The 13,980-nt window shown below is 35.5% G+C and carries 13 protein-coding genes; 7 read left to right on the top strand and 6 right to left on the bottom strand.

The genetic code is table 11. The features are described from left to right. The first annotated feature begins 42 nt into the window (after positions 1-42). From AC0INN_RS12980 to AC0INN_RS12970, 3 genes are all read left to right on the top strand, one after another. Positions 43-1,545: a DNA recombination protein RmuC gene (locus AC0INN_RS12980; RefSeq protein ID WP_373428016.1), complete on the top strand. Its 1,503-nt coding sequence runs from the start codon at positions 43-45 to the stop codon at positions 1,543-1,545. Between the two features lie 7 nt (positions 1,546-1,552). Then, the gene (locus AC0INN_RS12975) at positions 1,553-1,972 is read left to right on the top strand and encodes a hypothetical protein (protein WP_306613500.1); all 420 of its coding nucleotides are present in this window, start codon (positions 1,553-1,555) and stop codon (positions 1,970-1,972) included. 92 nt (positions 1,973-2,064) lie between these two features. Then, positions 2,065-2,832 (top strand): TrmH family RNA methyltransferase, encoded by a 768-nt coding sequence (locus tag AC0INN_RS12970; RefSeq protein WP_306613497.1) that lies wholly within the window; start codon positions 2,065-2,067, stop codon positions 2,830-2,832. A 74-nt stretch (positions 2,833-2,906) separates the two neighbouring features. Here the strand turns inward: AC0INN_RS12970 and AC0INN_RS12965 are convergent, their stop codons facing one another. Next, positions 2,907-3,248, bottom strand: coding sequence for a hypothetical protein (locus AC0INN_RS12965; protein WP_172284597.1), 342 nt, complete (start codon positions 3,246-3,248; stop codon positions 2,907-2,909). A 183-nt stretch (positions 3,249-3,431) separates the two neighbouring features. On the opposite strand from AC0INN_RS12965, the gene AC0INN_RS12960 reads away from it, so the two are divergent. Beyond that, complete coding sequence (locus AC0INN_RS12960) at positions 3,432-4,613, top strand: hypothetical protein (protein ID WP_306613494.1); 1,182 nt, start codon at positions 3,432-3,434, stop codon at positions 4,611-4,613. Further along, positions 4,597-5,181, top strand: coding sequence for a hypothetical protein (locus tag AC0INN_RS12955; protein ID WP_172284601.1), 585 nt, complete (start codon positions 4,597-4,599; stop codon positions 5,179-5,181). Before AC0INN_RS12960 ends, AC0INN_RS12955 begins: the two co-directional genes overlap by 17 nt. On the opposite strand, the gene AC0INN_RS12950 is transcribed toward AC0INN_RS12955, so the two are convergent. Together AC0INN_RS12950 and trhO are read right to left on the bottom strand one after the other, a co-directional pair. Then, positions 5,130-5,675, bottom strand: coding sequence for a 5-formyltetrahydrofolate cyclo-ligase (locus tag AC0INN_RS12950; RefSeq protein ID WP_306613492.1), 546 nt, complete (start codon positions 5,673-5,675; stop codon positions 5,130-5,132). The genes AC0INN_RS12955 and AC0INN_RS12950 overlap by 52 nt on opposite strands. A 47-nt stretch (positions 5,676-5,722) precedes the next feature. Further along, positions 5,723-7,093 (bottom strand): oxygen-dependent tRNA uridine(34) hydroxylase TrhO, encoded by a 1,371-nt coding sequence (trhO, locus tag AC0INN_RS12945; RefSeq protein ID WP_306613490.1) that lies wholly within the window; start codon positions 7,091-7,093, stop codon positions 5,723-5,725. A gap of 376 nt (positions 7,094-7,469) precedes the next feature. On the opposite strand from trhO, the gene AC0INN_RS12940 reads away from it, so the two are divergent. Continuing rightward, positions 7,470-8,999, top strand: coding sequence for a trypsin-like peptidase domain-containing protein (locus AC0INN_RS12940; protein WP_172284607.1), 1,530 nt, complete (start codon positions 7,470-7,472; stop codon positions 8,997-8,999). A 49-nt stretch (positions 9,000-9,048) separates the two neighbouring features. On the opposite strand, the gene AC0INN_RS12935 is transcribed toward AC0INN_RS12940, so the two are convergent. The 3 genes from AC0INN_RS12935 to AC0INN_RS12925 form a co-directional block, all read right to left on the bottom strand. Continuing rightward, on the bottom strand, positions 9,049-9,504 hold the full coding sequence (locus AC0INN_RS12935) for a hypothetical protein (RefSeq protein WP_172284609.1): 456 nt from the start codon (positions 9,502-9,504) through the stop codon (positions 9,049-9,051). Next, the gene (locus AC0INN_RS12930; RefSeq protein WP_045491236.1) at positions 9,504-9,884 is read right to left on the bottom strand and encodes a RidA family protein; all 381 of its coding nucleotides are present in this window, start codon (positions 9,882-9,884) and stop codon (positions 9,504-9,506) included. Before AC0INN_RS12930 ends, AC0INN_RS12935 begins: the two co-directional genes overlap by 1 nt. Before the next feature lie 128 nt (positions 9,885-10,012). After that, positions 10,013-12,613: a putative LPS assembly protein LptD gene (locus AC0INN_RS12925; protein ID WP_172284611.1), complete on the bottom strand. Its 2,601-nt coding sequence runs from the start codon at positions 12,611-12,613 to the stop codon at positions 10,013-10,015. 53 nt (positions 12,614-12,666) lie between these two features. Between AC0INN_RS12925 and AC0INN_RS12920 the strand changes: the two genes are divergently transcribed. Beyond that, a complete protein-coding gene (locus AC0INN_RS12920) occupies positions 12,667-13,959 on the top strand; it encodes an N-acetylmuramoyl-L-alanine amidase family protein (protein ID WP_172284613.1) in 1,293 nt (430 codons plus the stop codon). The last annotated feature ends 21 nt before the right edge of the window (positions 13,960-13,980 follow it).

Below are 13,980 nucleotides of genomic sequence, written 5' to 3'. Positions count from 1 at the left end.
ATCTCACTTCCAGCTTCCAGCGTTTTTTCATAATTTTGAAGAATGGAGATGACATATTTAATCGTAGGTTTTATAACCGGTGCCTTATTAGGTGCCGTTATTTTATATTTTATGCTGAAATCTTCAATGGTTTCAAGGGCTTCTTATGACGAGGTAAACAATTTATATATAAGAAAGAATTCTGATCTGGAAAATATCAATCAAAAAATCCAGGAATTATATCAGGACATCAATCATGAAAAAGATCAGAATCAGCAACAATCAGATCTTCTCAATGATCTTAAAAATGAATATGCAAAAATTTCCGCGGAATATTCATCTTTAAATAGTCAGTTTCAGGAACAGAAACAAATTATTTCCAAACAAGCCTCGCAGCTTGAAAGCCTTCTTACGGAAAAGCAGCATTTATATGCGCGTAACTCTGAACTTTCGGCAGTGAATGAAAATTTACAGAAATCACTTCAAACCCAGAAAGAAGAAATTATTAAGATCCAGGAAGATTCAAAGGTTCAGTTTGAAAATTTAGCCAATAAAATCCTCGAGGAAAAAGCTGAAAAATTTACTACTCTGAATCAAAATAACCTTAAAACTATTCTTGAGCCTTTTCAGGAAAAGATCACTGATTTGAAAAACAGGGTAAATGAAGCTTATGAAAAAGAAAATAAGGAGCGTTTTTCGCTGGCTGAAAAAGTAAAAGAACTGGCGGAGCTCAATCAGCAGATTTCCGAAGATGCAAAAAAACTGACCCGGGCCTTAAAAGGAGAAAGTAAAACACAGGGAAACTGGGGAGAAATGATTCTTGAAAGCATTCTTGAAAAATCAGGACTGGTTAAAGGAAGGGAATATTTTCTAGAACATGAGCTGCGTGATGAGGATAATAAGGCGTTATTTTCAGAGTTTTCAGGAAAAAAAATGCGCCCGGATGCGGTAGTAAAGTATCCTGATGAAAGAAATGTTATTGTGGACTCCAAGGTTTCCCTCACTGCCTTTACAGAATTAGTAGACGAAACCGATCCTGAAATCTACGCCATCAAATTAAATCAGCATCTATCGTCCGTAAAAAATCATATCTCTCAATTAAGCCAGAAGGCTTATGATGATTATGGCAAATCTTTAGATTTTGTGATGATGTTCATTCCAAGTGAACCGGCCTATATTGCAGCAATGCAGGCCGATCAGAATTTATGGAATTTTGCTTATGACAAAAGGATCCTGCTTTTAAATCCAAGCAACCTGATTACTTCCTTAAAACTCATTGCAGATCTCTGGAAACGAGAATATCAGAACAGAAATTCTATGGAGATTGCAGACCGGGGGGCCAGATTATATGATAAGTTTGTAGGTTTTGTAGAAAACCTTGAAAAAGTAGGTAAAAATCTAGATCAGGCCAAAAATGTTTTTAATGATGCTTATAAACAGTTATCTACCGGAAATGACAACCTGATTATCCAAACACAAAAACTTAAATCCCTGGGAATAAAAAATAAAAAAGAGCTTCCTCAAAGCCTTATTGATAATAGTGAAAATATAACCAGCATAGAATAATGATCAAATGAAAAAAACACAAATTATTTTTGCAATAAGCCTTGTTATATTCTTGATTTCTTTAACACAAGTAGCTGTTTACACGCAAGGGCGTGAAACCGATGCTTCTAACTGCTTTCTTTTAGGATGGCTTGAGCTAGAAAATAACATTGCCTGGCTAGCCAATCCTTTATTATTCATTTCCTGGCTTGCCCTACTTTTAAAACAGGTTAAAGTATCTGTTATTTCCAGTCTGATCGCTTTCTGTCTGTCATTATTTTATTTTTCATCAAAAACGATAATTATTGATGAAGCAGGTAACGAGTCTGCCATCATTTCTTTTGGTGCAGGATATTACCTGTGGGTTACCAGCTGTTTGTGTATGGTAGTTGGAAGCAGTATTCTTTTAAACTCATCTAATAAAGGAAAACATGGTAAGCTTTTCTAAATACAGCTACTAAATTTTAATATTTCTCTTTCTCATCTTTTTTCAGTTCTTAGGAAACAAAAACCGATCAATAATTTCCATAATTTTGCAGCATGTTAATAGAAAGTTTTCAAAACGATAAAATCAAGAATATTACTAAGCTTCTTACAGATAACAGATTTCGTAAAAAATCTAAAATCTTTGTAGTAGAAGGCCAACAGGAAAATGAAAGGGCTCAGAAATTTGATTTTGAACCGGTCGAATTTTATATCTGCGAAAAAATTTTCAAAGGAGAAACCCCTCTTGGGAAGGTATTTTATGTCAGTGAAAAAGTATATGAAAAAATTGCATATAGAGGCACTTCGGAAGGGATCATTGGAATTTATAAAGCCAAAGAAGCTGACCTTTCCTCTTTTAAACCTAAAAAGGATGCAACTGTAATTATTGTTGAAGGAATTGAAAAACCAGGAAACCTTGGTGCTATTTTAAGAAGTTGCGAGGCCTTTGGAATAGATGCACTGATTATTACAGATGCAAAAGCTGATTTCTATAATCCTAACGTGATCCGATCAAGTGTCGGATGTCTTTTCGGAATGGAAGTATTCCAGGCCGGGAATGAAGAAACCCTTGATTTTCTGAAAAAGAATCAGTTCGGTATTTATACAACCATTATGGACAAAGACTCTGAAGATCTCTACAAAAGGGATCTGACCCAAAAGTCTGCAATCTTATTCGGAACCGAGCATTCGGGTTTAAGTGATTTCTGGATTGGAAAAGGGGAAAATACATTAATTCCTATGGCAGGAAGTATAGATTCTTTAAATCTTAGTAATGCCGTAGCCATTACGTGTTACGAATCCCTGAGACAGAAAAAGGAATAAGGAAGATAATATATATAATAAAAAAAACCGCTTCGCTGAGCGAAACGGTTCTTTTATTTAGTAACATACTAGAATTATTTCTTAGCAGCGTCTTTAACTTCTTTAGCAGCTTCTTTAGTTGCATCTTTAGCAGCATCAGCAGCTCCTTTAGCAGCATCAGCAGCTCCAGCAGCAGCACCTTTAGCAGCGTCAGCAGCAGCAGCAGTAGTTGCAGCAGCAGCACCTTTAGCAGCGTCTACAGTAGCAGTAGCAGCAGAATCAACAACTTGAGCAGCAGAATCAGCTACAACAGCAGCAGAATCAGTAGCAGCAACAGCAGCAGAATCAGCAGCACCTTCAGTAGAAGTAGCTTCAGTTTTTTTACAAGCAACTAGAGAGATTGCAGCGATAGCAGCTACGAATAACGACTTTTTCATAATAAATTAAATTTAATTTTGTTAATATTGTTTTATAAAATTTTCTTTCGTTCTGTTATTTGAACAAGACAAAGGTAGAGCAGATAGAAAGTTTGTCTATGAAAAATAATTGTAATACCTTTGTAAAACAATTTTACAAATAAGTACAACTGATAATCAATAACTTAATCACTTTATATAAACTTGACAGATTTAGATCTATTACACTTTGAGCAGCTGAAAAGGGATGTACAGGCTCAATATTTAGAAGAATACACTCCTTCCTATGATGATATTTCTAAATGGAAAGGGATTGATATTATCTATTTTCAGGAGGATCTTCGGAAAAAGGCGAAGGGAAACATCAGCGAAAAATCATTTTACACCTATTTCAAGAACTCACCGGTAACAAAATTGCCTAGGATAGACATGCTCAATTTATTGAGTATTTATGCGGGATACGACTCATGGTACGAGTTTAAAAAGCAACATCTTTTTGCAGGAGAATTATTACAGGATGAGAAAGATCTCAGCGATGAAGAACTGCAGGAATTGGAAGAAACGATCAATCAGCTACCTTCAACTCCAAAAAATGATGATCAACCACAAAAAACGCCTATAAAAGGGCTAGAAAATGTTGATTTACAAAAATCAAATACTGAAAATCAAACAGTTAACCAAAATCAAAATTTCAACACTTTATCCGATACAGTTTCCCCTGAACCGGAAAAAAAGTTCATGAAAAAGAATGCCTGGGCCATGATAACCTCTATTTTAATTATCATTACCGGAGTTTTAGGCTTTAAGGATGAAATTTTCTCCAAAGAGTATAAATATTGTTTCACAGATGCAGACAGAGGGGTTGCGGTAATCAATACCTTAGAAATAAAAGTATTTAAAGAAAACGAATCCCCAATCCTGTTTAAAATTAACCCGGGAGAATGTTTCAGGTACTCTACTAAGGATAAAATTCTGAAAATGCAGATCACAGCACCTTTCTACGAACCTCTAACTGTTAACAGAAGCCTGGAAAACGCCCCTGAGGAGGAAATGATCGAAATGAAGCCGGATGATTATAAAATGGCGGCTTATTACTTCTCTATTAAGGATGTAAAGGGAGGAAATCCGGAAGAACAATTTGCCCTGATCAAACAAAAAAGAAAACAGTTAGAAAATTTAATCAGCAACAGTGCCGTAATTTATCAGGTATATGATAACGATACGTATGGTATAGAAACTTTAGACAAACAAAAATATATTACCCTCGTGACGACTCCTACAACATCCCTGAAAAATCTAAAGGTGATTGAAATGAAAAAGGATGATAAGGGAAAAATAATATCTATTAAATTTAAAATTGCAAATACTGATGAAAAGAATAAATAAATTTTTAATTGCCTTATTACTGATAACAGCTTTTATTTCCTGTAACAATAAGAAAAGCGAGGTAAGTGATCTGGATAAATTGAGGAACAGCAATAATACAAAAACCTATCCGGCAGTTCAGATGGACAGTATGCAGGCTATTAATTCTATCACCAAGCAGAAGGTGCAGGAGCTTTTAGACTTATCTACATTATACCTGTCAGGAAAAAGAAATACGGAAATTGATACGGTAATTTACTCCCAGATGGAAAGCTATTTTCACAAACCGGACAGCCTTACGTTCAAAAATCTTTTCAGGGAACTAGACAGCTTAAAGGTGAAGTCCGTGAAAGTAAATAACCTGGAAGTACATAAGGACTTTTATAAAAAAGACACTTTGGATTATGCAAAATTCAATGTAGAGTATTTCGACGATAAGAACAGATCACTTGGAACTTTTGAGAAAAACGCTCAATACACCCTTATGTCAAAACCAATAAAATTCAAAAAAGAATTCAAATTTTACTTTTTAAAATTCTATTCCTCTCCTGTAAAGAAAGACAGTACCTCAGTAGGAGTAACCAAATAATCTAAAGGAATATCATTTTCCCAGATATCATCTATAATCTCATCGGGATTGAAGTAATTCACCCCGATTTTTTTTGGTTTTCCGTAAAGTTCCTGAAAAAAGCTGTCATAAAAACCTTTTCCATATCCTACCCTATTTCCTAAACCATCGCAGTAGAGAACAGGGGTTATCACAAGGTCAAATTCCTTTATGCCGGAATCCTGATTGGAAACAGGCTCTGAAATCCCCCAGGAACTGGTTTCAAACAGGGAGTCTTTACATATTTCAATTGAAATAAGCTTCTGATCAACAACTTTCGGGACGAAAACACGAATGCCATTGTTTAAGAAATACTCAACAAAAATCTGAGTATTGATCTCATTAAACTTTGCAATAGGAAGAAAAATATGCACCTTCTGACCTGGGAATGGCTTAAAAAAATTAACAAAATTTTTGAAAATCGCTTCAGATAACAAGAAAACCTCATCAGATGACAAGGTTTTTCTTTTTTGCATATATTCTTTTCTAAGTTCGGACTTCAGCATTTGTACTTCTATTCTTATTATACACCTTCCGAAGGTTGTCCGATCTTATATAATTTATCTGACAAACGAATTCTAAAAGGAATTTCAAAAGTAATCTGATCTCCTTTTTTTGCCGTTTCATTTGAGCTTCCATTCACATAAATCTCAGTAATCGTCAATTCCTTTTCACCTGTTGTGGGTCCTGAAATCAATACTTTGTCACCCACGGTAAGTTCTTTATTTTCAATCAGGAATTGTCCGATCTTTGATTTTGAATAATAATGTTCTGCTTTCCCAATCAATACTTTTTTAACCGCTATTTTTTTTTGGATATCTTTGGTTTCGGCTTTTGCTAAAGGTTTAGCAGGTAAATCACCGGAATTCTTAAATTTCAAAGCATCGGATTTACCTTTTCTGAAAACTTTGTTTCCTACCTGTAATCCTTTCCTTAATTTCACCTGTTCTTCCATTGGCAAATGTATGATATCCAAACACTCTGTAGAGCAGCAGTTTTCCATTGCCGCTTTACATTCATCACATTGGATAAAGAGTAGATGACACGCATCATTGGAACAATTGGTATGATTGTCACAAGGCTTTCCACATTGGTGGCACTGTGAAATGATATCATCTGTAATTCTTTCCCCTAAACGGTGGTCAAATACAAAGTTCTTACCTATGAATTTACTTTGAATCCCTTCTTCTTTTATCTGGCGGGTATATTCAATAATTCCACCTTCTAGCTGGAACACGTTTTTAAAGCCCTGATGTTTAAAATAAGCACTGGCTTTTTCACAACGGATCCCGCCGGTACAATACATCAACAGGTTTTTGTCTTCTTTAAAATCCTGTAATTGCTCATTGATAATCGGTAAGCTTTCTCTGAAGTTTTCCACATCAGGTGTAATAGCCCCTTCAAAATGACCGACTTCACTTTCATAATGGTTCCTAAAATCAACCACAATGGTGTTAGGATCCTCAAGCATATTATTAAATTCCTGAGCTTTTAAGTGAACCCCTTTATTGGTAACGTCAAAAGTATCATCATTTAATCCATCGGCAACGATTTTATGTCTGACCTTTATTGTTAATTTTAAAAAAGAATGATTGTCTTGCTCAACAGCTACGTTCAAACGAATTCCTTTCATAAATTCATACACCTCCAGTGTATCGCGGAAAGCCTCAAACTGATCTGCAGGAACGCTCATCTGAGCATTGATTCCTTCGTGAGCAACATAGATACGCCCTAAAGCATCAAGTGCATTCCAGGCTATAAATAATTCGTCGCGAAATTTTTTGGGATCTTCAATTTTGGCATACGCATAGAAAGACAATGTAAGACGTTCTTTACCGGCTTCATCAATAAGTTGAGCTCTTTCTTCTGCGCTTAAGGTGTTGTACAGTTGCATGCTATAAACGTTTTAAGTGAGAAAAATTTTTGCAAAGATAATCATTTTTTCTATTAGCCCTATTCTCGGTTTAAAACACTATCTTTAATGGTGCTGAAGAAAAAGATTAATAAATATGGTAATTTGTTGTATGAAAATACAGATAATTTAACCTTTGTGACAATACAACCATCTATATGTCATATTGTCTTTAATAAATTTTTAAGTTTCGTTAATTGAGATTTCATCAATTATCAGTAATACCATAAAAATACCGTATTCCTGTTAAATTTTAGTTAAAGTTGAAACACATTACACTAATTGCACACCTATTTAGCATTAAATTTGTTTACTGTAAAACTAGAATTAATTAATAAAAAATAAAAGAAGATATACAATGAAGAGTACTTTAAAAAAACTATTACCATTTGCTGTAGTAGGAGTTATCTCAGGAGCTACTACCGTTGGCACGATACAATATTTCGGTCACAATGCCAACAACGGAGACCAATCTTATTTTACTAAATCTGCCAATACTTCTTTCGCTGGAATGAATACGGCAGCTACAGGAGATGATTTTGTAAAAGCCGCAAAAACAACAGTTCCTGCTGTAGTTACCATTAAAAATTACCAGACCAGGACTTCAAGCAGAGCGTCGGAGCAGGATTTATTTGATTTCTTCTTCGGAGATCCTTTTGGAGGAAGAGGCGGACAACAAAGACAGAAACAACAACAGATTCCGGACAACATGCCTTCAGGGATGGGTTCAGGAGTTATCATTTCTCCGGACGGGTATATCATTTCAAACAACCATGTTGTAGCAGGTGCCAATAAATTGGAAGTTGTTTTAAGCAATAAAAAGTCATATATCGCTACATTAGTAGGAACCGATCCTAATACGGATATTTCCTTATTAAAGATAGAAGAAAAGGGACTACCCTATTTGAATTTTGCTAATTCAGACAACATTGAAGTAGGGCAATGGGTTCTTGCTGTAGGTAATCCGCTTGGGTTGAACTCTACGGTAACTGCCGGTATTATTTCTGCAAAAGGAAGAGGAATCGGCATTCTTGGATCACAAGGAAAAGCAAGTAATCCGATTGAAAGTTTTATCCAGACAGATGCTGCCATTAACCCTGGAAATTCAGGAGGAGCACTTGTAAATGCCAATGGCGACCTGATCGGGATCAATTCGGCCATTCAATCTACCACAGGTTATTATCAGGGATATGGATTTGCAATCCCTTCTAACCTGGCAAGAAAAATTGTTGAAGACATTAAAAAGTTTGGAATTGTACAGAGAGGATTCTTAGGAGTTGCTTCTTTAGACCTTTCAGATGATCAGCAGGTTGCTATGTACAACAAGCAGAAAAAAGCCAACGTTAAAGTAGGTTCCGGAGTTTATGTTACAGAAGTTACGGACAACAGTGGTGCTGAAAATGCAGGAATCAAAAACGGAGATATCATCACTAAAATAGACGGAACATTAATTACAGACTTTGCAGATCTTTCTATGGCGGTAGGAAGCAAACGTCCTGGTGATAAAGTTCAGGTTACTTATCTGAGAAACGGTAAAGAAAATGTGACTACGGTTACTTTAAAAGACCAGAAAGGAGGAACTTCTACGAGAACTAAGGCTGACCTTAGCGTTACAGAAAAAATAGGATCTGAATTTGAGCCATTAAGTGACTCCTTTAAAACCAGCTACGGACTAAACAGTGGTGTTATCGCTAAAAACGTATCAGAAGGAAGCGAAATGGCTAAAATAGGAGTTGTAGATAACTATATCATTATAGAGATCAACGGTAAGCCTGTAAACTCACAAAAAGATGTTGAAAAGATCCTTGACAAGTATCAGGGAAATGTTCAGGTGAAGTTTGTGGATGAATATGGAAGAATCTATACAAAAGGTTTCAAAATGCCTTAATCAATAAAGAAACTATAAATAAAAAAACGCTGCAAATGCAGCGTTTTTTTTATTTTGTTTTATTCATTTTATCAGCAATCCTCTTTTTCTTATTCCTCTCATAAATAACTTCTACAATCTTACCTCCGATCCAGGAGAAAGGGAAAAAGGTAAGAAATATGGAAATTTTATAAAATGTAGGATGGTAAGGAAATATAATAACATCCAGCATTGCTATGAACAGCATGATAAAACCAATGAGAATAGCATAGGCTACTTTAGCATATTTTACAATAATCGCGGTTGCCACACCTCCTATTGTTGTTCCTAAACCGGAAATAAACAACAGAAATCCAAAAAAGGCTCCGTCATTTCTCATGCTGTACAGAAATCTCTGCCAGTGTTCAAAAGGAGCAAAAGCATCAAAAGTAATCCACTGCGGAAAAGCTCTTATACCAAGAGTAATAATAAGCCCTGCAATACCAAGACCTACCAACACCGCAAATGTATTTCTTATAAAGCTCATTAATCCTGATGTGCAATCATCGAAATTTCAATATCAACATTCTTAGGCAGGCAAGAAACCTGTACCGTTTCACGAGCCGGATAGCTTTCTGCATCCAGATAAGATGCATAAATATCATTCATCACAGCAAAATCATCCATACTCTTAAGAAATATTGTCGCTTTTACAACGTTTTTAAAAGTCATCCCAGCTTCAGTAAGAATTGCCTCAAGGTTTTTCATTACCTGATGAGTTTCTTTCTCAATTCCTTCTACCAATTTACCTGTTGCAGGATCTACAGGAATCTGACCTGAAATATATAAAACTCCGTTAGCCATATTTGCTTGTGAGTAAGGTCCGATTGCTGCAGGAGCATTAACTGTGTTGATTATTTGTTTCATATGTGGATATTTATTTTTTTATCTATACTATCACCATTTGCTTTATCCCTCTTCCGGGACTTTAATGGATTCAGCAAAATTTATTTTGGGTGCAAATATAAAATTTATTCTCAAAACTCCACCTTATATTAGAAAGGTGCATTCGGTTGGGTAAAACTTCTATCCTTATATTTAAGTGCATCACTCAAAATATTAGCTTTTATCCCTATAAAAAAGTCATATACCTTATATTGTCCGAAAGGAACCCAGTTAAAATTAATCGTAAAACTTCGCTGATCCCTGGAGAACCCTATCCTTGTATATGCCAACTGTTTGGTGATCATATCGTAGTGTGTACTCCCGTTAATGTTCCAATAAGGAGTAAGCTTAATACTTCCATCCAATCCTACTGAAGCAATTTTCGTCCCAAATCTGGATAAGTTTTTGGAATAAGCGTAGTTTGCATTAACATTCAAAGTCCATGCCTGATCAAAATGAGCATAATGATCATCATCGAAATAATAATTTTCATTTCTTATTTCTCCTTTAGACTGGTATTTTTTAGCATAATCTGTTTTAGCTCCAAAGATCTCACTGCTTAAAGGATATGACACCTGAATATTGAACCCCTGTACACTAAATCCCCCAAAACGTTCAGTCCTGATACCAGTATCTGATCCCGGAACAAAAAGAATTTTATATGGATCTAATGACAGGCTGGTATTAACACTTAATTTATTCTCAAAAAATGAAGATTGTCCGTTAATTGAGAAAATTGACCATGGATGGTCTTTAGCAGCAAAATTATAACTTCCGGAAAGATTTAATGATTCGAAGATTTTTATTTTCTTCACTCCTGTAGAGTCTTTCTTAGACTTTACCTTCATTTCAATGTTATTCCCTATATTAAAACCTAATGATCCTTGCATACCACTTGTAGGCGATCCTACAATCCCACCGTCAAAAATAGAATAAGGAGTTAAAGCCCCGTTGGCATCATAATAATTCTTATAGTACCCGAATCCAGGTTTTCCGAAGTCAGGAGAATAAGTGAATCCGATACTTGGGGTCATCATATGCCTGATGGCTTCTATTGCAGATCCTTTTTTGAAATTAAGCATTCCGTATAATGTAGTCTGTAAACTCGCTGTACTTGAAAAATAAGAATATCCTGCAATCTGCTTATTCACCTGGTCTACCACTTTATTAGAATTGTTGCTTAAAGGATCATAATATCTGGTAAGGGTCTTTGTTGTCAGGGCATTATTAATTGTAGTTCCTAAACTGAAGGTAAAATATTTAGCAACGGTGGTATTCGTCCCTAAAGTAATATTATTCGTAAGACCTGTTTGAAGCTTATCCCACATAGCCTTAGTAAATAGCTCCCCTTCGTTTGTTGTCACAAAGTTTGTTAAATTTAATCCGGTATTTACCGTAATATTTTCCAGAAGACCTTGTCTTACTCCTGTTTTTGATTTAAATAAATAAAATTGATTGATTGCAACGTTCATTTGCGGCAAACGAAGATCTGCCAATCCGGTAGCAAAGTTCTGTGAATACGATGCCGTTGCCGTAACAGTAGCAGGAAGTTTTAAGAACCTTTTAGTCACTGTAACGGTCGAGTTCTGCTGGGTATTCAATACGTTCTGATTGAATATATAGTTATTGTTGATGGTATTATTATAGAATTTATTACTTACGATATCTACCGATGCAGAAAATGTAAGAAACGGATTTGCTTTTGTATCCTGCGTATGCCTCCAGGCAATCCTGTATGTACTGCTTCTTGAATAATCATCCAATCCTTTAATTCCTCTGATGGTCGTTCCTATATCAGCGGTGAAATTCCCCGAATACCTATATTTCTTTACATAGTTCATTTCCGGTCTCACGTTCCAGCTTCCTTTCGTATAAATGTCAGCAAGGACTTTCATATCAAAATGGTCTCCAATGGGCTGATAATATCCGATGCCATTCAGGAAAAACCCTACATCCTGTCTTTCCCCGAAACTGGGGATCAGGATACCTGCAGACCTTTTACTGGAAAACGGTAAAATAGCAAAAGGCATAATTAGAGGTGTAGGCACCTGCTCTATATACATTTGTATCGGTCCTGTAATAATCTGGGATTTTTCTTTGGTTTTTACCAGTTTGATATTGGAAGCGAGCAAATGGTAATCTGCAGCTGTATCTTTTTTCTTCAGGAAATACTCATCTGTAGTATATAATGCGTGTCTCATTGCAAAAACGGAATCATTATACTTTTTCGTTTTATTGGCAATGATTACCCCTTCACTCTCTTCTGTTCGTGCGTTATAGGCAATCGCCTGTCTTGTCTTATAATTATAATTGAACTGATCCGTTTCATACTTTTTCCCGGCCTGGGTAGTAAGTACAGGTTCTATAATCTTCTTTCCTAAAGAATCCTGCTTTCCACGGGCATAGATCAGATTCTTCTGCTCATCAATAGAAATATAATCCGCATCAATCTGCATATCCTGATATTTTACCTGAGCTTTTTGGTTCAGGTATATCATTTTTTTAGGGAAATCTCTCCGGATATTATCTGCTTTTGTCATAAGAACATCATCTAATGATTCCTTCTTTGCAACAATGGTATCCTTTTTGGAAATAGTATCATTAATTACCGTATTTTTAGGCAATTTTTCAGGAGTTTTCTGTGCTAAAAAATTGTTAAAAATTAGGATAATTAAAATTTGTAATATATTTTTGAGGACGGTTTTGGCCAATTTTATTGTATGTAATTAAGGCTCAAAATTAATATAATTTTTAAAACTGTAAGATGTACAAACAAAAATTTAAAATAATTTTATCATTTATCCTCATTCTTTTGAGCCAATTTATTTTTTCACAAAAAAAATTTACGATCGTTTTAGATGCAGGACATGGAGGGAGTGATTCAGGGGCGAAGAGGACTTATAGTGATATTGGACTTCTTGCTGAAAAAGATGTAACCCTTTCAGTTGTCCTAAAATTAGGAAGGATGCTTGAAAAAAATAAAGACTTTAAAGTAATCTATACCCGCAAATTTGACGAATATCCTTCTCTTTCCGACAGAACCAATCTCGCGAACAGAAGCAAAGCCGACCTTTTTATCTCGGTACACTGTAACTCGGCACAAAGATCTTCAGCTTACGGAACAGAAACCTATGTACAGGGGCCTGACCAAAATGACACCAACCTGGAAGTTGCCAAAAGGGAAAATGATGTGATCTTTCTTGATGAAAAAGACAGACAGACCTTTGGTTCCTATGATGCCAGCTCTCCGGAATCTCTGATTGCATTAAAGCTTCAGCAAAGCAAATACCTGGAATCTAGCTTATTATTCGGTGGATTGGTAGAAGATAACTTTGTAAATAAAGACAAAAGATTTTCAAGAGGTGTTTTCCAAAAGAACCTGCACGTTCTTCGTATGAATGCAATGCCTTCCGTACTTATTGAGACCGGATTTATCAATCATGCAGAAGAAAGTCACTATTTAGCCTCGGACAGAGGACAGGAAGAGATTGCAGAAAGTATCTATCAGGCGATTATCGATTATAAAAAAGCAATTGACAGAAAGTCAGGAGGTCCTTCTATGATCGCAACCAAAAAGCCTGAACCAGAAAAACCTGTAGAAGTTGCATTAAAAAATGATTTCAGGATACTGCTAATGAGCTCCCCTACTAAATACAATGATGGAGATCCAGCTCTTAAAGGATTGAATTACATTCTTCCTATCAAAGAAAACGGACTGTACAAATATTATTATGGAGTAACGAATATGGCTTCCGTAAAAGATATTAACCTTAGAACAGCCAAAGATGCCGGATTCAAAAATGCATTTGCCGTAGGATTTATGCCTAACCAAAAACTAAGTACCGGATACTATACGATAGAGGTATATGTAGGAGATAAATTAAATGGTAACTCATTTATTCTCCAGACCCTGAAAGACGTGGAAAGGAATAAAGAAAGTGGAGTTTTCTACTACACTTATGGAAAAGTATACACATTGGAAGATGCTGTGAAAATCCAGAAAGAGCTTGAGACAAAGGGCATTAAGAATACTATCATACAAAAAGTTTACAGATAGTGTAAAAAATAATTTTGAAGT

The sequence above is a fragment of the Chryseobacterium subflavum genome, assembly GCF_055762745.1.
Note: the sequence above shows the minus strand (reverse complement) of the source record. Positions and strands in the feature narration are given on the sequence as shown.